This window comes from Vibrio halioticoli NBRC 102217, assembly GCF_000496695.1.
Classification (GTDB): domain Bacteria; phylum Pseudomonadota; class Gammaproteobacteria; order Enterobacterales; family Vibrionaceae; genus Vibrio; species Vibrio halioticoli.
In genome coordinates, this window is the sequence record NZ_BAUJ01000024.1 from 1 (window position 1) to 22948 (window position 22948).

24 protein-coding genes and 1 riboswitch are annotated in these 22948 nt (G+C 45.8%); of the genes, 9 read left to right on the plus strand and 15 right to left on the minus strand.

The window, feature by feature from the left end:
• The 14 genes from hypD to hypE all read right to left on the minus strand — a co-directional run.
• The coding region (hypD, locus tag VHA01S_RS08595; RefSeq protein WP_023403971.1) for a hydrogenase formation protein HypD at positions 1–1072 on the minus strand (1072 nt) is incomplete at its 3' end.
• Positions 1059–1307, minus strand: coding sequence for a HypC/HybG/HupF family hydrogenase formation chaperone (gene hypC / locus VHA01S_RS08600; RefSeq protein ID WP_023403972.1), 249 nt, complete (start codon positions 1305–1307; stop codon positions 1059–1061). The genes hypD and hypC, both read right to left, overlap by 14 nt.
• Before the next feature lies 1 nt (position 1308).
• On the minus strand, positions 1309–2418 hold the full coding sequence (hypB, locus tag VHA01S_RS08605; RefSeq protein ID WP_023403973.1) for a hydrogenase nickel incorporation protein HypB: 1110 nt from the start codon (positions 2416–2418) through the stop codon (positions 1309–1311).
• 1 nt (position 2419) lies between these two features.
• Positions 2420–2770, minus strand: coding sequence for a hydrogenase maturation nickel metallochaperone HypA (gene hypA, locus VHA01S_RS08610; RefSeq protein ID WP_205530089.1), 351 nt, complete (start codon positions 2768–2770; stop codon positions 2420–2422).
• Complete coding sequence (locus VHA01S_RS08615; protein ID WP_023403975.1) at positions 2760–3791, minus strand: hypothetical protein; 1032 nt, start codon at positions 3789–3791, stop codon at positions 2760–2762. Before VHA01S_RS08615 ends, hypA begins: the two co-directional genes overlap by 11 nt.
• Positions 3791–6163, minus strand: coding sequence for a carbamoyltransferase HypF (gene hypF, locus VHA01S_RS08620; RefSeq protein ID WP_023403976.1), 2373 nt, complete (start codon positions 6161–6163; stop codon positions 3791–3793). The genes VHA01S_RS08615 and hypF overlap by 1 nt, the downstream gene beginning before the upstream one ends.
• A gap of 3 nt (positions 6164–6166) precedes the next feature.
• Positions 6167–6409, minus strand: a complete 243-nt coding sequence (locus VHA01S_RS08625; RefSeq protein ID WP_023403977.1) for a HypC/HybG/HupF family hydrogenase formation chaperone — start codon at positions 6407–6409, stop codon at positions 6167–6169.
• A 12-nt stretch (positions 6410–6421) separates the two neighbouring features.
• The gene (locus VHA01S_RS08630; protein ID WP_023403978.1) at positions 6422–8164 is read right to left on the minus strand and encodes a Kae1-like domain-containing protein; all 1743 of its coding nucleotides are present in this window, start codon (positions 8162–8164) and stop codon (positions 6422–6424) included.
• A 66-nt stretch (positions 8165–8230) separates the two neighbouring features.
• Positions 8231–8755, minus strand: coding sequence for a HyaD/HybD family hydrogenase maturation endopeptidase (locus VHA01S_RS08635; protein WP_023403979.1), 525 nt, complete (start codon positions 8753–8755; stop codon positions 8231–8233).
• Entirely contained in the window at positions 8752–9456 is a 705-nt protein-coding gene (gene cybH, locus VHA01S_RS08640) for a Ni/Fe-hydrogenase, b-type cytochrome subunit (RefSeq protein WP_023403980.1), read from the minus strand. The genes VHA01S_RS08635 and cybH overlap by 4 nt, the downstream gene beginning before the upstream one ends.
• Positions 9457–9469: 13 nt before the next feature.
• Positions 9470–11173, minus strand: a complete 1704-nt coding sequence (locus VHA01S_RS08645; protein ID WP_023403981.1) for a nickel-dependent hydrogenase large subunit — start codon at positions 11171–11173, stop codon at positions 9470–9472.
• Complete coding sequence (locus VHA01S_RS08650) at positions 11173–12318, minus strand: hydrogenase small subunit (RefSeq protein WP_023403982.1); 1146 nt, start codon at positions 12316–12318, stop codon at positions 11173–11175. The genes VHA01S_RS08645 and VHA01S_RS08650 overlap by 1 nt, the downstream gene beginning before the upstream one ends.
• 16 nt (positions 12319–12334) lie before the next feature.
• Positions 12335–12487: a hypothetical protein gene (locus VHA01S_RS18360; protein ID WP_023403983.1), complete on the minus strand. Its 153-nt coding sequence runs from the start codon at positions 12485–12487 to the stop codon at positions 12335–12337.
• Positions 12488–12517: 30 nt separating this feature from the next.
• Complete coding sequence (hypE, locus tag VHA01S_RS08655) at positions 12518–13534, minus strand: hydrogenase expression/formation protein HypE (RefSeq protein WP_039970504.1); 1017 nt, start codon at positions 13532–13534, stop codon at positions 12518–12520.
• Positions 13535–13788: 254 nt separating this feature from the next.
• Between hypE and VHA01S_RS08660 the strand changes: the two genes are divergently transcribed.
• From VHA01S_RS08660 to thiE, 9 genes are all read left to right on the plus strand, one after another.
• Positions 13789–14445, plus strand: coding sequence for a cupin domain-containing protein (locus tag VHA01S_RS08660; RefSeq protein ID WP_023403985.1), 657 nt, complete (start codon positions 13789–13791; stop codon positions 14443–14445).
• A 53-nt stretch (positions 14446–14498) separates the two neighbouring features.
• A riboswitch (TPP riboswitch) is annotated at positions 14499–14596 on the plus strand.
• Positions 14597–14665: 69 nt separating this feature from the next.
• Positions 14666–15487, plus strand: a complete 822-nt coding sequence (thiD, locus tag VHA01S_RS08665; protein WP_023403986.1) for a bifunctional hydroxymethylpyrimidine kinase/phosphomethylpyrimidine kinase — start codon at positions 14666–14668, stop codon at positions 15485–15487.
• A gap of 7 nt (positions 15488–15494) precedes the next feature.
• Entirely contained in the window at positions 15495–16298 is an 804-nt protein-coding gene (locus VHA01S_RS08670) for an ABC transporter ATP-binding protein (protein ID WP_023403987.1), read from the plus strand.
• Positions 16299–16332: 34 nt separating this feature from the next.
• Positions 16333–17085 (plus strand): ABC transporter permease, encoded by a 753-nt coding sequence (locus VHA01S_RS08675; protein ID WP_373277890.1) that lies wholly within the window; start codon positions 16333–16335, stop codon positions 17083–17085.
• Positions 17086–17116: 31 nt separating this feature from the next.
• The gene (locus tag VHA01S_RS08680; RefSeq protein WP_023403989.1) at positions 17117–18070 is read left to right on the plus strand and encodes an ABC transporter substrate-binding protein; all 954 of its coding nucleotides are present in this window, start codon (positions 17117–17119) and stop codon (positions 18068–18070) included.
• Positions 18071–18104: 34 nt separating this feature from the next.
• Positions 18105–19076 carry an ABC transporter substrate-binding protein gene (locus VHA01S_RS08685; RefSeq protein ID WP_023403990.1) on the plus strand — a complete coding sequence of 324 codons (972 nt, stop codon included), beginning with the start codon at positions 18105–18107 and terminating at the stop codon, positions 19074–19076.
• 9 nt (positions 19077–19085) lie between these two features.
• On the plus strand, positions 19086–19751 hold the full coding sequence (tenA, locus tag VHA01S_RS08690) for a thiaminase II (protein WP_023403991.1): 666 nt from the start codon (positions 19086–19088) through the stop codon (positions 19749–19751).
• A gap of 33 nt (positions 19752–19784) precedes the next feature.
• On the plus strand, positions 19785–20576 hold the full coding sequence (gene thiM, locus VHA01S_RS08695; RefSeq protein WP_023403992.1) for a hydroxyethylthiazole kinase: 792 nt from the start codon (positions 19785–19787) through the stop codon (positions 20574–20576).
• Positions 20577–20585: 9 nt separating this feature from the next.
• The gene (gene thiE / locus VHA01S_RS08700; RefSeq protein WP_023403993.1) at positions 20586–21209 is read left to right on the plus strand and encodes a thiamine phosphate synthase; all 624 of its coding nucleotides are present in this window, start codon (positions 20586–20588) and stop codon (positions 21207–21209) included.
• Positions 21210–21314: 105 nt separating this feature from the next.
• On the opposite strand, the gene VHA01S_RS08705 is transcribed toward thiE, so the two are convergent.
• A complete protein-coding gene (locus VHA01S_RS08705) occupies positions 21315–22865 on the minus strand; it encodes a DUF3612 domain-containing protein (protein ID WP_023403994.1) in 1551 nt (516 codons plus the stop codon).
• Positions 22866–22948: the final 83 nt, after the last annotated feature.

Sequence of the window (22948 nt, forward strand, 5' to 3'; positions counted from 1 at the left end):
AAGCACCTTCGCTAGACACCATCAGCGCGCCCACAGGATTTTCCGGCGTACAACCTTTGGCAAATAGCGGGCAATCGGTCGGTTTGGCTAAGCCTTTAATGACGTTGGCACAGCGACATCCTTCAGGCTCTGCAATGCGGTTGGGGTTTAATTGGTATCGCAGTGATGCATCAAAGCTCTGATAAGCCGATTTTAGACTCAGCCCTGAGTGTTCTATATTACCCAATCCGCGCCAATCGCTTGATTCTGATAGAGTGAACACATCATTAATCGCTTGCTGAGCGATTTTATTGCCCGTTTCGGAAACGGCGCGTTGGTAGCAATTAACCACCTTAACTTGATGATTACTCACTTGGTCAACGATAGATTCTAACGCCATTAAAAAGTCCAGCGGTTCAAATCCGGCCGTTGCCACTGGCAACTGATACTCATCATTACAAAACTGATAATGCTGTTGCCCAGTCACAATAGAAACGTGTCCCGGCGCAACAAGACCATCTAGACGAACATTTTCGTCATCCAATACAGAACGCAGTGCTGGCTCAAGCAAAATATGATGGCAGAGTACCGAAAAATTGCTGATGTTTTGGCGTTTGGCTTGTTGCAAAGTCAGTGCAGTTGGGGGAGTGGTCGTTTCAAAGCCGATAGCAAAAAACACTATGTTTTTTTGTGGGTTCTGTTTGGCCAACTCAAGTGCATCGAGCGGTGAGTACACAATGCGAATATCGGCGCCGCGCGCTTTAGCCGCCAATAAGTTACCGTTTTCTCCGGGTACGCGAATGGCATCGCCATAGCTGCAAAAAATCACATCTTCTTGCTCGGCAATTTCAATGGCTTCATTGATGCGTTGACGAGGCAATACACATACAGGGCAGCCGGGTCCATGCACAAACTCAATGCCTTTATTGATTAACTTATCTAAACCAAAACGGAAAATGGTATGCGTATGACCGCCACACACTTCCATGATTTGCAGTGGTCGAGTAGGAGCGAGCTTATCGAGTTTGTCATTGATAGTGCTCACCAGCGCCATGACTTTTTCAGGTTGGCGATATTCACTAATGAATTTCATCGTTGCATCCCATTTGTTGTATGAGTTCAAGGGTTTCATTAGCTTCTTGCTCACTGACAATTGCTAGAGCAAAACCGACATGCACTAGCACCCATTGCTCGAGTAAGGTTTCAGGAGTTTCAGTCCACACACAGGCCGCATTGACGTCACGTTTAAGGCCGTTTAAGGAAACTGTCACCAGTTGTTGCTCTGCATCAGCAATGGCAATGATTTGTGCAGGTACGCCTAAACACATGTTATTTATCCCCTAGGATCCAGTTGATCCAGCGTTCCATTCCCTCGCCAGTTGTAGCTGACAGGCAAATCACTTCAATCTCTGGATTTACTTTACGTGCGTTTTCGATGCACTGAGCTAAGTCAAAATTCACATAAGGTAATAAATCGGTTTTATTGATGATCATAACGTTGGCCGCCGCAAACATATTTGGGTATTTGAGCGGTTTTTCTTCACCTTCTGTCACCGATAAAATGGCAACTTTGGCTTGTTCACCCAAATCAAAATCAGCAGGGCAAACCAAATTGCCGACATTTTCAATAAACAAGATAGAATCGTTCGCCAGTTGCAGTTGGTGATAAGCTTTATCGATCATGCTGGCATCAAGATGGCAGCCTTTGCCCGTATTCACTTGAATGGCTTGCACACCCGTCGCGCGGATACGCTCAGCATCATTGGCCGTTTGTTGGTCACCTTCAATCACCGCAATATTGTGTGCGTGTTGCATCTGTTTAATGGTTTCAGTGAGTAACGTTGTTTTACCTGAACCTGGGCTAGACACTAGGTTTAATACCGTTAGGTTGTCAGCAGTAAAGTGGCTGCGGTTATGCGCCGCAATGTGGTTGTTTTTGCCTAAGATATCTTGCTCGATCTCGATGATTCGTTGCTGAGACAAGCCGGGTACATGCAAATGTGCATCGCCAACACCATAATCTAAGGTATGACCTGCATGATGTGGGGTGTGCTCATGGCTATGTTCATGTTCATGTTCATGGTGATGGTGATGTTCGGCGTTTTGGTGTGAATGATGCTCGTGTGAATGATGAACAGGAGCATTGTGGTGCTCATGTGCATGACTGTGAGTAGGTTGACTCGCATTTGAGTTTGGCGTTATTTGCTCTGAACCCACAGCATTTGGCGCATGATAAATATGTAAGTGCACATCGCCACTATTGTGGTAGTGGTGGTGAACTACAGAGACAGGTTGTGCGCCACTGTCGTTATTGTGGCTGTGGCCATGATTATGATCGTGTGGATGCGCATGATCATGGTTATGATCGTGCGAATGTGAATGGTGGTCATGTTGATGACCCTCAATTTGTTCTGTACCGCAACCGCAGACTGTACACATGTTAGTTTACCTCGATATGTTTTACTTTCATTTCATTACCTTCAATGACCACGTATTGATGCTGTCGGCATTTTGGACAGGGATCTGTGCGTGAATGGTAATCAAATTGCGCCAGACAGTTCATACAAAAGATGCTGCCGGGCACGGTTTCTATAGTTAATATTGCGCCTTGAGCGGCGGTGTTGTTGGTCACTGCGCTAAAGCCAAATTGTAATGCGTCAATTTCGATGCCAGATAACTCACCGACGCTGATCACCACTTGTTCTATACGCTCACCCGCTTGGGTGTGCTCAAGTGCTATCTGGACAATATTTTGCGCAATCGACATTTCATGCATGGAATTATTTACCACTAAATTTCTTGTTACAGTGGCTAGATGAATGAGCCACTTTGTTTAAGGGTGTGTGCGCCTTCGTAGTGCAGTTAGACTGGGCCTCTGACAATTCCAAACTCACCTCCATGCAAGGGAAATGGCTCAGGACCCACAAGGATAAAATGGATAAATCCTTACCGATAGTCGATAAATTAAGCCCAATAACACTGCGACTAAAACTATGGATAATGCCAACTGTAGGCACTTCGATTTGGTATTGTTCCACTTTATCTTGTTGCCAAGTTATGTGATGACGTAAGGCGCCGCGCACTGCATCTACCGTGCCGTCTTTGCGTTGAGTGGGGGCATATGCGGTGGGTGTATTGAGCTCTAAGCGGGCCTGTTGTAATTCAAGCCATAACGCATCAATTCGGTCAATAAGGTTGGGGTTTTGCTGCCCTTGGCGCACGCTAGGGCCACTTTCAAACTGCGTTAGAATCAACTGTGGTGTACATAACAAACTTGCCCATGCTTGCGTCGTTAACGCATTGCGTAATGGCCGATAAATGTGTTTGTCCCATAACGTTAATTGCTCAATAGGCCAATCAATCGCGATAGGCTTGGCTTGGCTGTTATCGTGCCAACAATCGGTTGCCATTTGAGATTTAAAGCTCATGAGTTGCGTGCGGCATTGGCTTAAAAGTGCATTATCTTGCGCTTGCGTTTTGCTTATCATCACAGACTTGTGGTTAACAAGTTGTAGGCCAAAAAAATGTTGATGGATACGCCACAACTGCCAGCCCAACTCTTGGATTTTTTCCAATGCCAAAGCTTGATTTTGCGCCTGCTGCTGCATGATGGATGCACGGTATCCTTGCGCATGAAAGAAAGCGCTATTGTGTGCTTGTCCACATTGCTGATAGATAAGGTTTAGCCGCTTTTGTACCATGTTTGCGCTTTGTTGGCGCAAAATAGCGTCAATATTGGGGTAGTTTATCTTAGGCTCGCAGTGGGTAATGATGCCATTTACATGCTGTAATTTTAGTGTTGCGCTTGGCATTATGTGCGCTCCTGAAGCTGCGCCCATGCCACCAAGGCTTGACCTAAGCTAATACCGCCATCGTTACATGGAACTTTGTGATGGCACAATGGCACTTGCTGTTGTTGCTGTAACCCATGTACAAGCAAGCGCGTTAATAATGCGTTTTGCATCACGCCGCCACTTAATACCACTTTGTTACTGCGCACTTGAACCTGAGCTTGACGCAGCCAAAACAACAGCAGGTGCGCTAAATAGCGATGGAAAAACAATGCAATTGCAGAGGGCGTCTGGTGCGCATAAAGTGACATGATTTGTTGCCACATCTGCTTAATGTTGGGGCTCGGGTAACTCCGTTTAAAATCACTCAGATCAAGGCTATTTTCGGTGAAATCGTGCCATGCTAAGGCTTCCAGTTTCATTGCCGCTTGCCCCTCAAAACTTTGTTCGGCAAAACAGTCGCTAACGAGCGCTGAAACCGCATCAAAAAGGCGGCCTGCGCTACTGGCAAGGGGAGTGTTGAGGTTGTTTTGTATTGCGCTTCTTAATAACGCTATAGGCTGCTGTTGCAACTGCGATAGCGCACATGGTTTGCCTTGGCGATTTTCTTGAGCCTGAGCCTGCCAATCATCCACATGACACTCTAACTGAGCAAATAGATTTCGCCACGGCTGAGTGGCCGCTTTATCACCACCAATTAGCGGGGTAGCAGGCAAACCGCGAAGGTGTTGGCAGTGCTGATAATCGGCAATAAATAGCTCACCGCCAAACAATGAATGCGTCGCCTGAGAGTGACTACCATCGTGCCAACCTAAACCATCAAGCACTAAAGCCAGTACTGGCGGGTGTTCTCTAGCAATGCCATTGTCGGCTAAACAAGCTGCGATATGCGCATGATGATGATTCACTAACTGCAAGTTTTCGCTATTTGCCAGTATCTTAGCTTGTTGATGAGTCACATAGCCTGCATGTTTATCGGCAACAATTAGCTGATTCTGGTGCGCAAACAGCTGTTGATTGTCAGTAAGGCTACGTGACAGTTCATCCAAAATAGCAGGGTTGGATACATCGCCAAGGTGAGGCAGAAGCAAAGCTTTACCTTGCTTGATAAAACACGGCGCATTTTTAATATCTGCGCCAAATGCGGTGACGCTGTCACAAAGCTCAAAGCCTTTGGGCAAATCGAGCATATGTGGCACATAGCCTCGGGCGCGGCGCATAATGCTAGGTTTACCGTCAATGACCTGCACTAAGCTGTCATCTAAACGCCGTAAAATTGAGCGGTTGTGAGTTAAGATACAATCGCAAATAGAACCCAATTGCTCAATAGCCTGCACGTTGTCAATAACAGGCGAACAGCCGCTTAAATTGGCCGATGTCATCACTAAAGGCGAGTGCATACGACTGGCAAGCAAGTGTTGCATGGGCGCATTGGCCAACATTACGCCGATAAATGGCATGTCTAAGGTTATGTTATGGGCAATGTTATGAGCAATGTTATGAGCAAGTTCGGTGTTGGATTGATTTTTGTTTTGGCGCAATAGAACAATGGGAGCTGCAGGGCTTTGCAGTTGTGCTCGCTCTGTTTCATCAGCAAACGCTATGCCTTGTATTGCATTTATGTCACGCGCCATAATCGCGAAAGGCTTGTGTGGTCGATGTTTTTTTAATCGCAATCGATTCACTGCTTCAGTGTTTGTAGCGTCCACGGCAAGATGAAATCCACCGACACCTTTTATCGCGACAATCTTGCCCTGTTTTAGCTGCGTGACGCATTCATCAATGCAAGCCTGTGCATCTTGAGTGATGATTTCTCCGGAATTATTTAATAGAGAGAGAGTCGGACCACACTTATTACAAGCGATAGGTTGCGCGTGAAAGCGTCTATTTTGCGGATCACGGTATTGTATGGCACATGGCTCGCACATAGCAAAGTCGGCCATTGTGGTCGCGGATCTGTCATAGGGCATACGCTCAATAATTGAGTAGCGTGGCCCGCAGTGAATACAGTTGTTCAATGCATAATGATAACGGCGATCCGTTGGCGTATTTAACTCAGTTAAACAGTCTTGGCAGGTTGCCACATCGGTCGGAATTTGTGTGTGCATTTTCCCTAAGCAGGAATGGGCAATTGTAAATGTTTGATAATTCGCCGTGGTAATGGTTTTTTGACTGATATCTGAGATATGCGCCAGTCGCGGAGCACGTTCTTGAATGGCCTCAATAAATGCGCTCATTTGGTGGGTTTTATGCACCTTAATTATGACACCTTGCGCATTATTATACACTTCACCACACAGCTGAAATTCGTTTGCCAATTGCCAAATGAACGGCCGAAAGCCGACCCCTTGCACTTGGCCTGTAATCGTTAATTGAATTCCAACGCCGGACATAGGTTATATCTCTCCGCTCTGCATCTTATCGAAAATAATTTGATACAGCTCCAAGCTTTCTAATGCAGCTTGTTCGGGCATGGTTTGTACAGCGCGACCGGATTGAATCAACACATAATCGCCAACGGCAATCGGCTCGCTGATCAAGTGGGTATCCACTTCTCTGGCAGTACCTAACGTATCCACCACGGCACGTTGATTGGTTTCATCCAAAGTGGTGATTTTTGACGGAATAGAAAAGCACATAAATCCCCCTTATTAATCTCTAATCAATTGCGCATTTTCGGCGACATACATTGCGCCAAATACAAGGTTCATCTCTTTCAAGTCTGAGTCGTTCTCGTGCACTAAGGCCACGTTTTTACTCAGACGTAAGCGCAGCATCTCAGTGAAAATAGGGTTATCAAATTCATTGCCCGCTAGGGTGACTTTTTCAAAGCCAATGTGTTGGTCGAGTTTTTCAATCCATTGACACAGGTAATCGGCAAGGCTGTCTAAAAATCCTGCGATGATTACGGTGTTATCGTCACTCATGGCAGCGCGATAACTGAGCACAGATTGGAACGCTTTTGACCAATCTATACTCAGCGCATCACCTTCGGAAGCTAACTCGAATTGAATGCGAGGGAAGGTGGCAAAGCGGTGGCTCATTACGTGAGCAATGGCGCGATTGCACCCTTGTTGCAAGGTAGATTGGCTGTCAGTTAGGCCCAGTATCATTGCCAGCAATCCAAGCATATCGCTCAAGCTAGCATTGGTAACTGGCGCGTTTTTTATTAGCTCAGGGTTAGACGAGATAAAGTCATCTACCAATAACTGACTGCTTGGATCATTGCCGGTGATGTCATTGAGCAGTTGAGTCAAGCTCAACCCTTGCGCAGGGCGAGGCACTTCAAATAACCATTGATAGCGATTAGAGGAGGTATCGCTGGCACGTTGTAATAACCCTGACGGCTGTTGATTGTCTAAAAACAGCACCGCACACTTTTTACTGAATCGGTCACGTTGACGGATGTTTTCTAGTGCATAAGCTGCGCTAAGCCAAGGGCGAGGTAGGGGCAAGGAATTGTGATCGCGTTTGATGAACAGCTTCCCTTTTTCCCAACTGGCAGAGAGACCCAAGGCGGTGATTGAGGTTTGCACTGCAGGGTGACTAATCAGTGGCTGTGGCTCAGGTGCATTGGCATGCAATAAGACTTGTTGGCCAAATTTAAGCAATTGCGCAGCCTGATCACCACATTGTAAGGCAAACGCGAAAACGCCTTGTTTAGCGCAAGCTTGTGCCAGTACGTAGTCACATTTGCTGGTGGGTAAAGAAACCACATAGCTAGCCAGAGGTAAGTTGTACTGCTGTATAAATTCAGGCTTGATGGCGAGACGTAAACTTGGTTTTTCAAGACTAAGCAGAAGCTGTAGATCGCGCTCATTGACTACGCAGGCTTGTTGCAGATGCGCTATGTTGGCAAAAACTAAGCGTTCATCTTGCAAGCGGATGGCGTTTAACCTTGACCATGCTTGCGTAATATCATCATGTTCTATATGCATCTGCCCATTTTCGATAAACAGGTCGATTTCAGGTCTCAATTCATTCTCAAGTTGAGCGTCACACTTAGAGCTAAGGCTTACATGACGTTTATTGATCACAAGCTCTGTTATCGCTTGAGCATCACATATTTCACAAGGTTGAGTTAATTCATCTTTACAATGTTCGCAGTAATGACGTGCCTTTGACGAGCTTGGGATCTTCAAGGGCGCTTGGCTACCCTTAAACTCGTCAACCGCCACAATGTCAGTGCCAGTTAACCAACAAGAGAGCGGGAAAGATTCACCAATCACGCTTGCAAGTTCAGTGATGTGTTCTTGTTCGCCCACAGCCTCAAGGTGATAGCCCCGTTTATCGCGGTACACAGAATGCACCAGATTGCGTTGCAATAGGGCATTGCATTGCTTGGCATACAGCGCAATGGCTTTAGTGGTAAAGAAGCTAAATCGAATAATCATGCCAAACCTTTGCTAGAGAAAAGAAATACATCGTAGTGTGGGTAAATGTTTGCATCATGGCTGCAATTACAAGGTCGCAATATCAGTAATGGTAAGGTTATTCACTTGAGTGATATTGACTTGATGTTGCTGTAAATGCGAAAGCAGAGCTTGTTCCATAACAGGAACTGCGGCTTGTACTTGTTCAGACAATTCAAAGCTCATTGATTCAAGTACCGTAGGGCTCACGCCAAGTACAAAGGTTTTTGGTCGGTCACCGACAATATCCATCATGTTTAGGGTGGCGAGCATTTCGACTTCGTGAGCACTGCCTTGAAAATCAATATGATTTGGCACAGCATCAAAATCGAAAAAATAGACTTTTCCGGTTTGTTGTTCAGAGGAGTTGATGGTATCTACCACCACCACGTGATCATAACGACTGAGCAAAGGGATCAAGCCATGCGCTAAGGTGCCGCCATCAACAATATCAATGCTATGCACATCACTTTCTAAGCGATATTTCTTCTCTATAAGGCCTGCAAACCTTACGCCGATACCTTCATCGGCGTAAAGAATGTTACCTATTCCAAGGATTAGGATTTTGCTCACTTATTAAAATCCCCATGCTCATGGTGATCGGGATGATAGTAATCAACACCTGAAATCATCGGATCAATAGCACTGACTTTAAAGCGAACTGCAGTGAAAATTACCATGTAGATGTGCACGATAATGAAGACCAAAAATACCCAAGTAAGCTCGTGATGCAAGGTGCGAATAAACGCCAGGCCACCGACATCGGCCAATAGGCTCAATACCCAATTAGCGGCAGGGGCAATAAGCCCACCAAGATTATCGTGATAGACGTTGGCGTATAAAATCAGCCCCGTTATACACATTAAAATAATCAACAGCGTTAGGAAGAAATAGGTGACAAATTGCAATACATTGTAGGCACCGTTTTTCTCTTTTGGTCCTTGATAGGTGTAGGCTTTAATGACCGAAATCCACGCCTTTATCTTAAATAAGTCAAAAAAGGAGCGGCGCTCTATATCGTTGCGACTAAAGAAGAACAAGTAGGTTCTGATCATAGTGATAGAGACTAAGATAAAACCGAATACCTGATGCACAAAACGCACCCAGCCTTGTACAAGCAAATCTGAGCTTCCTAGCGATACTAAAAAAGGCCACGAGATATAGAAACCCGTAATTGCCAATGTGCCAATTGAGACTACGCGTAACCAGTGACAAATGCGGATAGCGGCACTAAAAGTGACCTCTCGCGCATACTGTACTTTGTTATTAGCCATGTTATTGCCCCACTTAAATTGTTGGTTTTACTTCAAATTGGCTCAATTCATTGCCATTGAAATCCATCACGTGTACTGCACAAGCCATACAAGGATCAAATGAGTGGATCACGCGAATGACCTCAAGTGGTTTCTTCGGATCTTCAAGTTTCAAACCAATAAGATCGGCTTCGTAAGGACCAACATTGCCATTGGCGTCAACCGGACCTGAGTTCCATGTCGAAGGTACCACCGCTTGATAATTAGCGACTTTGCCATCTTTGATGCGAATCCAGTGACTGAGCATGCCGCGCGGCGCTTCAAGCATGGCGTAGCCTTCGCTCTCACTCGGTATTTTGCTAAGGTCAGGTTTACGATAGGTCTCTTCATCGACAATGATGTTATCAATCAAAGCTTGCAGAGTTTCAAAAGCGCTATCGGCTACGATGCGAGTTTGCAACATACGTGCGGCAGTGCGTCCTAATGTGGTAAACAGCGCTGTTACAGGCAGTCCGGTAACATTAAGGAAATCGTTAACAGAGTCGACAACGACTTGATTGCCTCGGGCGTAGTTCACGACCATAGAAGCCAATGGACCCACTTCAAACGGTTGACCGTCATAACGTGGTGATTTAACCCAGCTGTATTTACCGTCTTGGTCTAGGGTAGGGAGCTTGCCGTAAACGGTATCGCGCTCTTTCATTCCGGTGTAGTTTGGCTCAGTTTCGCCATCAAACGGATGCAGTGGTTGTTCACCTTTGTACCAAGAGTGGGTGACATCTTCTTTTATTAGCATTGGGTCAAGATCAAACACTTGGCTGAGATCTTTATTCTTAATTACGCCGCTTTGAAAGAGATGCGTTTCACCTTTAGTGAAAAACTCGGAAGTGGTTAAGAAGTTAGGTACGCCCACATCGCCTAATACCGAAGGTTCGGTTTTATAGGCGTCAGCCGCCATCAAAATATCGGGGTAGTAAGCACGTTCAATAAAGTCTTGTACTGTGGTTAGCTTAGCTTTCCATTCTTGCAAGCGCGCAGGGTTTAGTACGTCACGTACTGATGTAATACCGCCGACTACAAGAGATTGTGGGTGAGGGCTTTTACCACCAAAAATGGCCATTAACTCAGCCACAATGCGTTGGATCTCTAGAGCTTTTAAATAGTGTGATAGTGCAATTAGGTTTTGTTCAGGAGTAAACTTATACGTTTTATTCCCCCAGTAAGCGTTAGCAAATGGGCCTAATTTTCCAGTATCCACAAGCTTTTGCACTTTTTGCTGAGTAGCGCGAAGATCGCCTGCACCCGCCGCAATAGGTACGTCAGAATATTGCATCGCCACTTGAGCTGCTTTTTCTGGGCTGGCTGATAGTGCGGCTACCACATCAACCCAATCCAGTGCATGCAGATGATAAAAATGCACGATATGGTCATGGATGTTGAGTGATGCATGAATCAAACTGCGGATATATTTGGCATTTTTGGGGATGGTTAAGCCTAAAGCGTTCTCTACAGCCTCAGTGCCAGCGCGGTAGTGAGAATAAGTACATACCCCACAAATGCGTTGTACCAGTAAACCAACATCAAATACCGAGCGATCTTTTAAGATAACTTCGATTCCACGCCATAGCGAAGAAGAAGAGTACGCTTTTTGCACCACGTTGTTTTCGTCAACCTCGACTTCAATACGTAAGTGACCTTCAATGCGAGTGATTGGGTCTATAACGACACGTTTACTCATTACTCTTCCTCATCCAATTTTTTTGCAAATACACTGGCAACGGCATGCGCGGTAATACCCACGGCCGAAATACCTAACACAGCGGTACCGATATAATCTGATGTTTTATCAAGGCTTGATGTAATGTCTCGGCGACCAAGGGGTTTTTCAAACTCTGACATAGAGTCCCAAAAATCGGGCTCAGAACAACCAATACAGCCGTGACCTGCTAATACAGGCCAACTGGTGCCACTGTTAAAACGTTGCGTTGGGCAGTTGTTGTAGGTGTAAGGTCCTTTACAGCCTACTTTAAATAAGCAATAGCCATTTTTTGCGCCTTCATCGCCAAATTCTTCGACAAATTCACCTGCGTCAAAGTGTCCACGACGTTCACAGTTATCGTGTACACGAGCGCCATAGGCCCAGCGAGGACGGTTGTAAATATCAAGGGGTGGCAACTTGCCGAACATGATGAAATACATCAATGTGCCAACAATATTGCGCTCACTAGGTGGGCACCCGCCAAGGTTCACTACGGGCTTATCAATCACTTTATGAATGCCTTTTGCTCCTGTTGGATTAGGAGCGGCGGCTTGTACTCCGCCAAATGATGAACAAGTTCCGACTGCGACTATGCCAGCGGCACCATCAGCGGCTTCTTTTAAGATAGCCATACCAGTCTTGCCTTTTGCGCCAACGGTAAGGAATGTGCCGTTATTTGCGGTTGGCACAGCGCCTTCTACAGCCAATAGATATTGACCTTTGTAGGTTTCTAAAGCGTGCTCAAGGTTTTCTTCTGCTTGCCAGCCCGCCGCCGCCATAATGGTTTCGTGATACTCAAGGGATAGGTGTTCAAAAATAAGGGTGTCGAGGCTTGGAGTATCGGCGCGCAGTAGTGATTCTGAACATCCGGTACATTCGGCTAAATGTAACCAAACCAGAGGCACACGGTCTGCAAGCTCAGCCGCTTTTGCCACCATTGGAGTAAATTCCATAGGTAAGGCGAGAGCAGCAGCGGTGAGGGATGACCATTTCATAAACTCACGGCGATTAATGCCAGATTGCTCGATATTGTCCACCAGAGGCGTGGATTTTAAAGCCGGCATTTTTGACAGTTTATCTAATCTTTTTTTACATAAATCCATTAGCGCTTGATAATTAAACATCTCGCTCTCCGAATGATTACAGTTTTTTGTATAAGAAGCAGAAAAGCAGCGCGGCAAGAGCGATGGTGGAGAAGCTCATAGGGCCTGTAGTGTGGCTATGGATAAATCCTGTATCGTGCGCGAAAGAGGTGATAGGTAACAACATCAGGCTAACAAGTAGTTTTTTCATTACATTTATATCCTTGAAAAGTGAGAAAAATTAACAGATGCGAGGAAGTTGCTCGCCAGTGGGCATTAATAATTTTTTGCGTGCGCCATAAAGACTTTCAATGAACACCCCTTCAACAGAATCGACAACCTCACCGATAATGGCGGCGTTGTCGCTATACGGTAGGGTGCGCAGGTGTGCCAATAGAGCGTCGGCTTCTGCACTCTCTACAAAAATGACGGCCTTTCCTTCATTCGCCATTAATAATGGGTCTAACCCTAATATTTCAGACACTGCAGTCACTTCTGGGTGCAGGGGTAATGCCGTTTCTTTGATGAGCATGCCCAGTTTGGTCATGTCGGCGATTTCATTACATACCGCCGCTACGCCGCCACGGGTGGCATCACGCATAGCGTGTACACCAGGTTGAGCCAGCAAAGGTTGGGTTAATAAATTCAGTGGCGCGCAATCGCTTTTGATAGAACCAGACAAAGCCAGTTCATTTCTCGCTTGTAAGATAGCGACAGCGTGATCGCCTAAGGTGCCGTTGACGATGATTTTGTCACCGGCTTTTATTTGGCGAGCACCAATTTGCAGAGGTTTTGGAATAACACCGATACCGCTGGTGTTAATAAAGATTTTATCGCAAGCGCCTTTGGCGACCACTTTAGTGTCACCAGTTACTATGGTGACTCCCGCTTCTTTCGCGGTTTGTGCCATTGCGATGACGATCTGTTCTAAGTCTTGAATAGGGAGTCCTTCTTCAAGAATAAAGCCGACACTCAGGTATTTGGGAATGGCGCCACCAACGGCGAGATCGTTCACCGTGCCGCATACGGCGAGTTTGCCAATATTGCCACCGGGAAAGAAAATAGGGTCAATCACAAAACTGTCGGTGGTAAAGGCTAAACGATCGCCTTGCGCAATAAGGGTATCGAATGGAATTCTGGCCTGATCTTCTTGAGAGTTAAGCTGCTCGTTATCGAAGTGGCGTAGAAACAGCTCATGGATAAGAGACTGCATTTTTTTTCCACCGCTACCATGTTCTAGGGTTATTAGGTTTAACATTTTTATCACGCGGGGCTATTAGATTGGTCTGGATAACATCAAATTACAAGCATGATGACAATGGTTGGGAATATAGATTTTAAAAATAGCAAGTCGCTATCGTAATGATTTTGTTGAGCTAAAACATGAAAGGTGTAATTAAAACTCATTTTTCATTACTTTGAGGTCGTATAGCACGAACTTATCAACTATCTAATAACGAGTTGCCAACTATTCTTACAATAGCCTTGTCTTTTAATACGAGAATATTGATTATGTTGAATATGGATGTTAGCCAAACAGTGGTAATAAATACCGAAAACATGGCATGGGTGAGTAGTCCGGCACTAGGCGTTAGCCGAAAGCCGTTAGAGCGCGAAGCAAAAGAGTCTGGGCACGTTACCTCCATCGTCAAATATGAGCCAGGATCGCATTTTGCTACGCATCGACATCCCTTGGGTGAAGAAATTTTGGTACTCGAGGGGGTATTTTCTGATGAATTTGGTGATTATCCGCAAGGCACCTATCTTCGCAATCCTCCTGCAAGTCAACATGCCCCTTTTAGTAAAGAAGGATGCGTATTATTGGTAAAGCTCAATCAGTTTGATGCTCGAGATAGGCTTACAGTGCGCATTGATACCCACAATGCGCAGTGGCATGCCGGAGTAGGCGGATTGCAAGTGATGCCTTTACATGATTTTGAACACGAACATATAGCATTGGTAAAATGGCCCAAGGGTGAGCGGTTCCAACCACATTCTCATTTTGGTGGTGAAGAGATTTTGGTGCTCAGTGGAGAGTTTAGAGATGAGTTTGGTCATTATCCAAAACTCACTTGGATGCGCAGTCCGCACATGAGCCAACACTTTCCGTACGTCGAACAAGAGACCATCATTTATGTCAAGACAGGGCATTTACTGTCAAGGCTCTGAATTTCTTTTATTTCGGGTTCCCTCACCATAGGGACTCTGATAGTATCGCTGCATCGTATTAGTCGGGGAGCCAATAGGCTGAGATCGCAATAGCGAACCCGTTGAACCTGATTCAGTTAGTGCTGACGTAGGGAACTAATCGCCACTCTAGCTATAGATCTCAACTTTTCTAGCGCAGTAGGCATTGGTTTCGTTCGTCTAACGAAAAGGAAATGTCTTCGTGCCTCAAACAAATAAAACACCTATCGTCCTTACTATTGCTGGCTCTGACAGCGGTGGCGGTGCAGGTATTCAAGCCGATATTAAAGCCATCTCTGCCACGGGAAGTTACGCCTGTTCGGTGATTACCGCATTAACTGCGCAAAACACTCAAGGTGTAAGTGGTATCTTGCCGATTTCTGCCGAGTTTATTGAACAACAGCTAGATGCGGTATTTACCGATTTAGATGTGGTTGCGGTAAAAGTGGGCATGTTAGCCGAAGCGGCGCTGATTGAAGCTGTGGTGAAAAAGCTAAAACAATACCAACCTAAATACTTGGTAGTTGATCCTGTGATGGTAGCGACAAGCGGAGATTTGTTACTGCAACAATCGGCTATTGCAACTCTAAAGACTCAGCTACTGCCACTTGCCGATGTAATCACGCCTAATTTGCCCGAAGCGGCCACCCTGTTAAATCAAGAATTACCGACGACAGAGCTGCAAATGAACGCCATGATAGAAGATCTACGTGCGTTAGATTGCAAAGCGGTGCTGCTAAAAGGCGGTCACTTAGAAAGCGAATCCACCAGTACAGATTTGCTCATTACTGCCAATAAAGTAGAGACTTTTACCGTAGAGCGCATTAATACACAAAACACCCACGGCACGGGCTGCACTTTATCATCGGCGATCGCATCGTACTTGGCGCAAACAGGGGACTTAATTGAGTCTGTTTCGTTAGGGAAAGAATATATTTCTAACGCAATTGCGCATGCCGATGAACTTCATATTGGTAAAGGACACGGTCCTGTACATCACTTCTACGCACTAAACACTAAGTAATCGACTCATGCAAAGTCATCCTTCTCAAGATGGTGTTCATCCGGTTGTTGAACCGAACGCACAAGGCATAGTGATTAATAACGGCAGTTTGCAGTTTGCTGATGCCGATGCTCCGTTATTTAGTCAGCTTAATTTGACCTTTAAACAAGGCAGTTGGAGCAGTGTGTTAGGTAAAAGTGGCTGTGGCAAAACCAGTCTACTGCGTCTTATGGCGGGATTGTTACCTGACAACGTACATTGGAGCGGCACTATCCACAGCAGTTTTGCCAATCCGTTGTCTGAATCCATCGCTTATATGGCGCAACAAGACTTGTTGATGCCGTGGCTGACGGTGATAGATAACGTTTGCTTTAGTGACCGATTCGCTTCTACAAAACTGACCAAAGCACAGCAGGCACAGCGAAAACAGCAAGCTAGTGCTTTGCTAGGTAAATTGGGTTTGTCTGGACAAGAGCAAGTATACCCAAGGCAACTATCCGGCGGCATGAAACAGCGCGTGGCCCTTGCGCGCACGCTAATGCAAGACAAGCCCATCGTTTTGATGGACGAACCATTCTCGGCGCTAGATGCGGTAACGCGCTATCGCTTGCAAGATCTGGCCTGTGAAATGTTAGCGGGAAAAACCGTGGTGCTGATCACCCACGACCCTCAAGAAGCGCTTCGTTTGAGCGACCGCATTTATCTGATGCAATCCTCTGAAAATGTAGAAACCGTTGCCGTCCCTGTCGGGGATGCCCCTCGTCTTATTAGCGCTGAAATGGCGCAACTGCAACAAAGCATTATTGAGCAATTAGGAGGCCGAGGTGAGTAAAGCTGTCGTGGTTCAACAAGGCTTAACCAGTCGCGTGAAAGCCAATTCATCTATGGTGTTTCGCTTGGTGGTTTCGTGCTTAGTGGTGCTGGGCATTTGGCAAGCCGTGGTGACGTTTTTTGATTTACCTAGCTTTATTTTGCCAGAGCCACTAGCGGTATTTAACCGCTTAGGCACGCGCAGTGATGTGTTGTGGCAACATACGATTATTACTTCCCAAGAAATCATCTTAGGTTTGATTTTGGGGTTAAGTATGGGGCTGATGTTTGCGTTGCAAATGTTGCTGTTTGAACCTTTGCGCCGCTGGTTATTACCGATTTTGATTGCCTCACAAGCCATTCCCGTATTTGCCATTGCGCCCATTTTGATGCTGTGGTTTGGCTATGGCATTGCCTCAAAAGTGGTGATGGCGGCGCTGATTATCTTTTTCCCCGTCACCACTTGTTGTTACGACGGATTGCGTAATACGCCCAAAGGGTACCTTGATTTAAGCAAAACCATGGGCGCCTCTCGCTGGCAACAACTGACACAAGTAAGACTGCCTGCGGCAATGCCTGCATTAGCATCCGGCATCCGTGTTGCGGTAGTGGTGGCACCGATAGGCGCTGTGGTGGGTGAGTGGGTAGGCTCTAGCGCCGGTTTGGGTTATTTAATGCTGCAAGCCAATGCCCGCATGATGATTGATGAGATGTTTGCCGCGCTGTTTATTTTGGCGCTGATCTCCGTCACCTTGTATTTCATCACTGACCGATTACTCAATAAATTTATCCCGTGGCAGTTCGATTAACTGCTGCTATTTATGTCATTAAGGAAGAGACATGACCTCGTTTAAAACAAAATTCAGCGCAGTGTTAGCAAGCGTTGCGCTTTTATTTAGTAGTGCGGTTTTTGCTAAAGAGAAACAACTGACGTTAATGTTGGACTGGTTTGTAAACCCCAATCATGGGCCAATTGTGATTGCCCAGCAAAAGGGCATGTTTGCCAAAGAAGGCTTAAAAGTCACTATTCAAGAGCCAGCCGATCCGAGCGTTCCATCAAAGCTTGTGGCGGCGAATCAAGTGGATCTTGCTATTTCTTATCAACCCTCATTTTTGATTGATGTGGCATCGGGTTTGCCTTTGGTGTGGAGCGGTACGTTACTCGCCACCCCTTTAAATACCTTGACGGTATTAGACAACGGCAAAATTAATACGCTGGCGGATCTAAAAGGAAAAACCGTCGGCGTATCAGTTTCTGGCTCTGACGAAGCCATTATTGGTCGCATGCTAAAAAATGACGGCGTTGATTTCTCAGACATTAAAATTGTGAATGTGGGTTGGGCGCTGTCGTCATCGTTAGCGTCGGGTCGCGTTGATACTATTTGGGGCGGAATGCGCAACTTTGAATCGCACCAGTTAGAGCTTGAAGGGTATAAATCCAAGAGTTTTTACCCAGAAGAGCACGGCATTCCACCTTACGATGAACTGATGTTTGTAGCCAATGCTAAGCACTACGATAAAGACGCGATTGCTCGCTTTAATAAAGCCCTTGAGTTAGCCACTCAATACATTGTCAATCATCCAGAGCAAGCATGGAAAGAGTTTGTGGCCTACAACCCTGACACTCTGGACAACGAATTAAACCATAGAGCTTGGTTAGATACCTTAACCCGCTTTGCACTGCGTCCTTCGGCGATGAATAAACAGCGCTATGACGACTACAGCCACTTTATGCAACAGCTTAATATTATAAAAACTATTCCGGATAGTAATAGCTATCTTATTGATTTTTAACCCGTAATAATTATTTCAAGGAAAAGGAACCCTAATGAAACGATCTATCTCGACTTTGCTTGCGTTACTGGCAACCACTTCTGTTTTATTTAGCCCATTATCACTTGCCAGTGATAGCGCAAAAGCCAAAGACAAAGAACTCACGTTAATGCTAGATTGGTTTGTGAACCCAAATCACGGTCCAATCGTTATCGCCCAAGAGCGCGGTTTGTTTAAAGCGCAAGGCTTAAAAGTGAATATTCAAGAGCCGGCTGATCCTAGCGTTCCAGCTAAATTGGTGGCGGCGAACAAAATCGACCTTGCGGTATCTTATCAGCCAACGCTGACCATTGATGTAGCGGCAGGGCTGCCTTTGATTCGCAGCGGTACTTTGGTTTCAACGCCGCTAAACACTATGATGGTGATCGACAACGGTAAAATTAACTCACTCAAAGATCTGAAAGGCAAAAAAGTGGGTATTGCCATTGCCGGCAACGAAGAGGCGAGCATTGGCACTATGTTGCGCTCTGCAGGTTTGAAATTCTCAGACGTTGAAATTGTTAACGTAGGTTGGGCACTGTCGTCGTCGGTAGCTTCTGGCAAAGTAGACGCTATTTGGGGCGGTTTCAGAAACTTTGAAACCAACCAATTGGCTATAGAAGGCTTTAAAGCCAAAGCGTTCTTCCCTGAAGAGCATGGCGTACCGGCTTATGATGAATTGGTTTTCGTGGCTAATGCCAACAGCTATGACGCAGATGCGTTAAAACGTTTTAACCACGCAATCGAGTTGGCGACACAATATATTGTCAATCACCCAGAGCGAGCGTGGAAAGAGTTTGTTGCATACAAACCAGATACGCTAAACAACGAGCTTAACCGCCGCGCTTGGGAAGATACTTTAACTCGATTTGCACTGCGTCCAGCAGCAGTTGATCGCCAGCGTTATGACAACTATGCACAGTTTATGTTTGATAACAAAATTATTGGTAGCGTGCCAAACAGTGCCAACTACCTACCTAGTTTTTAAGGCAGTCCAATGAATACAGAGCAACTAATTCAAGCTTGTCAGCAAGAGTGGCAAGGTTATATTGAGCATGATTTTGTACATCAGCTTGCTGACAGCACTCTTGAGCATGACGTGTTTTTACACTATTTAAAACAAGACTTTTTGTTCTTAGTCCAATACTCAAGAGCCTATGCACTCGCCATTTATAAAGCCAAAAATTTGACTCAGATGCGCAATGCATTATCCAGTTTGCACGCACTGCTGGATGCTGAAATTGGTCATCATGTGGATTTTTGTGCTAAATGGGGTATCAGTGAGCAAGAGATGGAAGCGGAAACCGAAGATTTCGGTACGGTCGCTTACACTCGCTACGTACTGGATACTGGCAGTGCGGGCGATCTAACGGATTTGTACACAGCATTAGCACCTTGTGCCATCGGTTACGGAGTGATTGGCAAGAACTTGATTGGTCGCGAGAGCACCAAACTAGAAGGCAACCCGTATCGCAGTTGGCTGGAAATGTATTCTGACCAAGAGTTTCAGCAATCAGTGGTAGAATGCACGGCCAATCTTGATGATCTTATCAAAGATATTGCGCTTGATAGTGCTCGTGGCAAAGAGCTTATAGAGATATTTAGAACTGCGACTCGTATGGAAATTGCGTTTTGGGAGCAAGGTTACAACGTCCTCAAATAAGGTTGTAACGCCATTACATAAGGTGATGAGACAATGGATAAAAATCAAATAGCAGCCAGTTTACAAACTCTGCGTGACAGTAAACCACTGGTGGTAAACATCACCAACTATGTGGTAATGAACAACACCGCAAACGCCTTGTTGTCTATTGGCGCTTCGCCAATTATGGCGCATTCGGCGCAAGAAATGGCCGAAATGATGAGCTTTGCAGGCAGTTTAGTGATCAATATTGGTACGCTAGACAGTGTGTGGATCCCACGTATGTTGTTTGCGGTAGAGCAAGCCAATATCAACGGCAAAACGGTAATACTTGATCCTGTCGGTTGCGGGGCAAGTACGCTTCGCACTGAAGTGTCGCGTCAAATTGCCGAGCAAGCCGACCAATTGATTATCCGTGGCAACGCCTCAGAAATCATTGCTTTGGCCGGTGAACAAGCGCAATCAAAAGGTGTGGATGCACTGGATAGCAGTGACTCTGCGGTCAACGCCGCCAAGTTCTGCGTTGAGCAGTATGGCGCAAACGTGGTGATCTCTGGCGCGAGTGATTATGTCGTGACTAAACAAGCCACTTATAAGCTCGATAATGGTCATCAAATGATGCCTTATGTAACGGGTATGGGCTGTTCGCACACCGCGATCACGGGTGCATTTGCCGCTATTGGCGAAGTGACCGGTGTTGCCGCTACCGCTATTTTAGGCGTTGCAGGTGAAATCGCCGCTGAGAAATCAGCCGGTCCAGGGTCACTGCAAATGAACTTGTTAGATACCTTGTATCAGCTAGACACAGACACGGTCTTATCTCGTTTAAAACTGCAAACGGTATAAGGACGCAGTATGAACCCTTATGAACTCTACTTTGTGACCGATGATCACCAAGATCTTAAAACCCTGTGCACTGTGGTCAAGCAAGCTATTGCCGGTGGCGTCACTATGGTGCAAATTCGTGAAAAACACGGCGATGTGCGTGCATTTATTGAGCGCGCCCGCGCGGTAAAAGAGGTGATGGCGGGCAGTGGTGTACCGCTTATTATCAATGATCGCGTTGATGTTGCACTTGCTGTTGATGCCTGCGGAGTTCATTTGGGGCAGTCTGATATGCCAGTAGAAGATGCCAGACGTTTACTGGGTAAAGACAAGTTGTTGGGCTTATCAGTGGAAAGCGAGCAGCAACTGCTAGAAGCGCAGTCTTTGCCTGTTGATTATCTGGGTGTCAGCGCTATTTTTGCCACGCCAACTAAAACCAACACCATTAAACATTGGGGTTTAGCAGGGCTACAAAGCGCGGTTGAAACGTCAACCAAACCGCTGGTGGCGATTGGCGGCATTAACGAGAGCAATATCCAAAGTGTGGCAAAAACAGGTGTTGACGGTGTCGCACTTGTGTCGGCCATTTCGGCGGCCAGCGATCCTACTTTGGCGAGTCAGCAGTTGTTGTCAAAGATGCGTTCAGTCTCATAGTTCACAGAGAAATGTCGTCTGGCGTAAAATAAGCTATTCACGAAAATAAAAAAGAGGGTTGCCTAGTTATACTTGGCAACCCTCTTTGTTTTTATCTGATTGAGGTTATTCTTGTACGACTTTAATCGGTTTTTTCTGACGGCGTTTACATTGTGGCACTCTAGGACAGACTGAGCCTCTTGAGCAGATGAGCCTAGCTCTGTTGTCTATGCCGCGTTCAATCCAGTTAATATTTAAAATTCTGCCCACGGTGAGTAACAACTCTTTAATGTCTTTAGGAATCGGTCCTGTGCCGCCGTTATCTATGCAAGATTGCTTAAGCCTTTGCGCCACATCAATGGCGTTAAATCCTTGTGCGGCGATGGCTGGGTTTAAATCAAGGCCGCTACATAGTACATGCGAGTTGCCGGCAAAATCTTTAACCTTAACGGATTCACAGCAGTAAATATGTGGTACATCGTTTTGCATCAAAATGGAGATTTGCGCCACGCTAACATTAAAGTCGGTGTCTTTCGTTGTCATGCGAAAAACCGCCCAGTGCTGACACGGATCTTCGACCATCTTCATGTTTCCCCAAGGCAGAGGTATTCCATTACCGCGATACACCGCTTTGAGTGTTCCCGGATAATAAGCGTCGAAATAATGCCAGTGAGGGTAGGGTGAGACCGCAGTCATGCGTCGCATTGCTATAGATTCGGAAACACCCGCGAGGTTGCAAACGCTGATGTCGTAGCCGTTTCTATCGAGCAGTTGGCGGAAAGGTACTCTAGGGCAAAGCAATGCACCGGCAAAGAAGGAACATTCAAAGTCGCGCCATGCATGCAAAATTTTGGTGGAGTCCAATTCAGCGGAACTGGTGGGCTGATTTTCATCTCTTACGCCGTAGCTTGGCTTGCTATCAGACATGAGTTTACTTTTTTCACCATCCCCTTGGTGCAGCACTTTATGCCCAATATTTACCGCAAGATCGTATTTAAGGCGAATAGGATCTTTTTTCAAAATGCTGTTGACGTGCACAGTATTGGGCGCTTCAAAATAGGAGCGAACCACTCGCTGCTTTTTGTCACCGCTCTCTTCAATAACGCTTTGCGGCAGTTCTTTAAACCACTTTACGCTAAGTCCAATATCAGTGCAGATTTCAAGCAGATTATCTACAGACAAGGGCATTTTCTTTTGCCCAATTTCCTCAGCGGCACGCTCTAAATCGGGAAAGTGATTTTGATTGTGCTCTTGGTGAGCACGAATTAATAGATGGGCAAATTGCCGCCCCGTCGTGCCTGTTTGCGCCAACATTTCAGGGATGGCAATTTGTAAAATCTCATGAGAAAACAAAAAGCTAGGTTCAAGCGCCATGCCCGTTACGCCGCCTCTCGTGCCTTTTTCGGGAACCAGTTCACTTTGTTCATTAGCATCATCTAAAAACCAATTTATTGGCTTTTGAAACACATCCGCCACCACTTCAAGCATGTCCTCACTTGGAACACGTTTGCCTCTTTCTATCATCGAAAGATATGAAACCGAAGGGGCCGATTCTGGATTTAATTTGACGCACCGTGAGGAAAGATCTTCAAGGGTCAGGTGGTTTCTTTTACGCAGATTACGGATTTTAGTACCGAGAAAATGCGACTGTCTGAACAAACTGGTTTTACTCTTCATTTTTGTAAAATTTACACTGTGTAATTTCTATTGTGAAATTTTAGTTAAATCTTAGTTAAAGTAAAAGCATGTAGAGTAAATAT

What these genes read in the sequence shown, in the direction of transcription:
- hypC (WP_023403972.1), bottom strand. Translation starts at nt 1,307, where the DNA reads ATGTGTTTAGGCGTACCTGCACAAATCATTGCCATTGCTGATGCAGAG.
- hypB (WP_023403973.1), bottom strand. Translation starts at nt 2,418, where the DNA reads ATGTGTACAGTCTGCGGTTGCGGTACAGAACAAATTGAGGGTCATCAA.
- VHA01S_RS08615 (WP_023403975.1), bottom strand. Translation starts at nt 3,791, where the DNA reads ATGCCAAGCGCAACACTAAAATTACAGCATGTAAATGGCATCATTACC.
- hypF (WP_023403976.1), bottom strand. Translation starts at nt 6,163, where the DNA reads ATGTCCGGCGTTGGAATTCAATTAACGATTACAGGCCAAGTGCAAGGG.
- VHA01S_RS08625 (WP_023403977.1), bottom strand. Translation starts at nt 6,409, where the DNA reads ATGTGCTTTTCTATTCCGTCAAAAATCACCACTTTGGATGAAACCAAT.
- VHA01S_RS08630 (WP_023403978.1), bottom strand. Translation starts at nt 8,164, where the DNA reads ATGATTATTCGATTTAGCTTCTTTACCACTAAAGCCATTGCGCTGTAT.
- cybH (WP_023403980.1), bottom strand. Translation starts at nt 9,456, where the DNA reads ATGGCTAATAACAAAGTACAGTATGCGCGAGAGGTCACTTTTAGTGCC.
- VHA01S_RS08645 (WP_023403981.1), bottom strand. Translation starts at nt 11,173, where the DNA reads ATGAGTAAACGTGTCGTTATAGACCCAATCACTCGCATTGAAGGTCAC.
- VHA01S_RS08650 (WP_023403982.1), bottom strand. Translation starts at nt 12,318, where the DNA reads ATGTTTAATTATCAAGCGCTAATGGATTTATGTAAAAAAAGATTAGAT.
- VHA01S_RS18360 (WP_023403983.1), bottom strand. Translation starts at nt 12,487, where the DNA reads ATGAAAAAACTACTTGTTAGCCTGATGTTGTTACCTATCACCTCTTTC.
- hypE (WP_039970504.1), bottom strand. Translation starts at nt 13,534, where the DNA reads ATGTTAAACCTAATAACCCTAGAACATGGTAGCGGTGGAAAAAAAATG.
- VHA01S_RS08660 (WP_023403985.1), top strand. Translation starts at nt 13,789, where the DNA reads ATGTTGAATATGGATGTTAGCCAAACAGTGGTAATAAATACCGAAAAC.
- VHA01S_RS08670 (WP_023403987.1), top strand. Translation starts at nt 15,495, where the DNA reads ATGCAAAGTCATCCTTCTCAAGATGGTGTTCATCCGGTTGTTGAACCG.
- VHA01S_RS08680 (WP_023403989.1), top strand. Translation starts at nt 17,117, where the DNA reads ATGACCTCGTTTAAAACAAAATTCAGCGCAGTGTTAGCAAGCGTTGCG.
- VHA01S_RS08685 (WP_023403990.1), top strand. Translation starts at nt 18,105, where the DNA reads ATGAAACGATCTATCTCGACTTTGCTTGCGTTACTGGCAACCACTTCT.
- tenA (WP_023403991.1), top strand. Translation starts at nt 19,086, where the DNA reads ATGAATACAGAGCAACTAATTCAAGCTTGTCAGCAAGAGTGGCAAGGT.
- thiM (WP_023403992.1), top strand. Translation starts at nt 19,785, where the DNA reads ATGGATAAAAATCAAATAGCAGCCAGTTTACAAACTCTGCGTGACAGT.
- thiE (WP_023403993.1), top strand. Translation starts at nt 20,586, where the DNA reads ATGAACCCTTATGAACTCTACTTTGTGACCGATGATCACCAAGATCTT.
- VHA01S_RS08705 (WP_023403994.1), bottom strand. Translation starts at nt 22,865, where the DNA reads ATGAAGAGTAAAACCAGTTTGTTCAGACAGTCGCATTTTCTCGGTACT.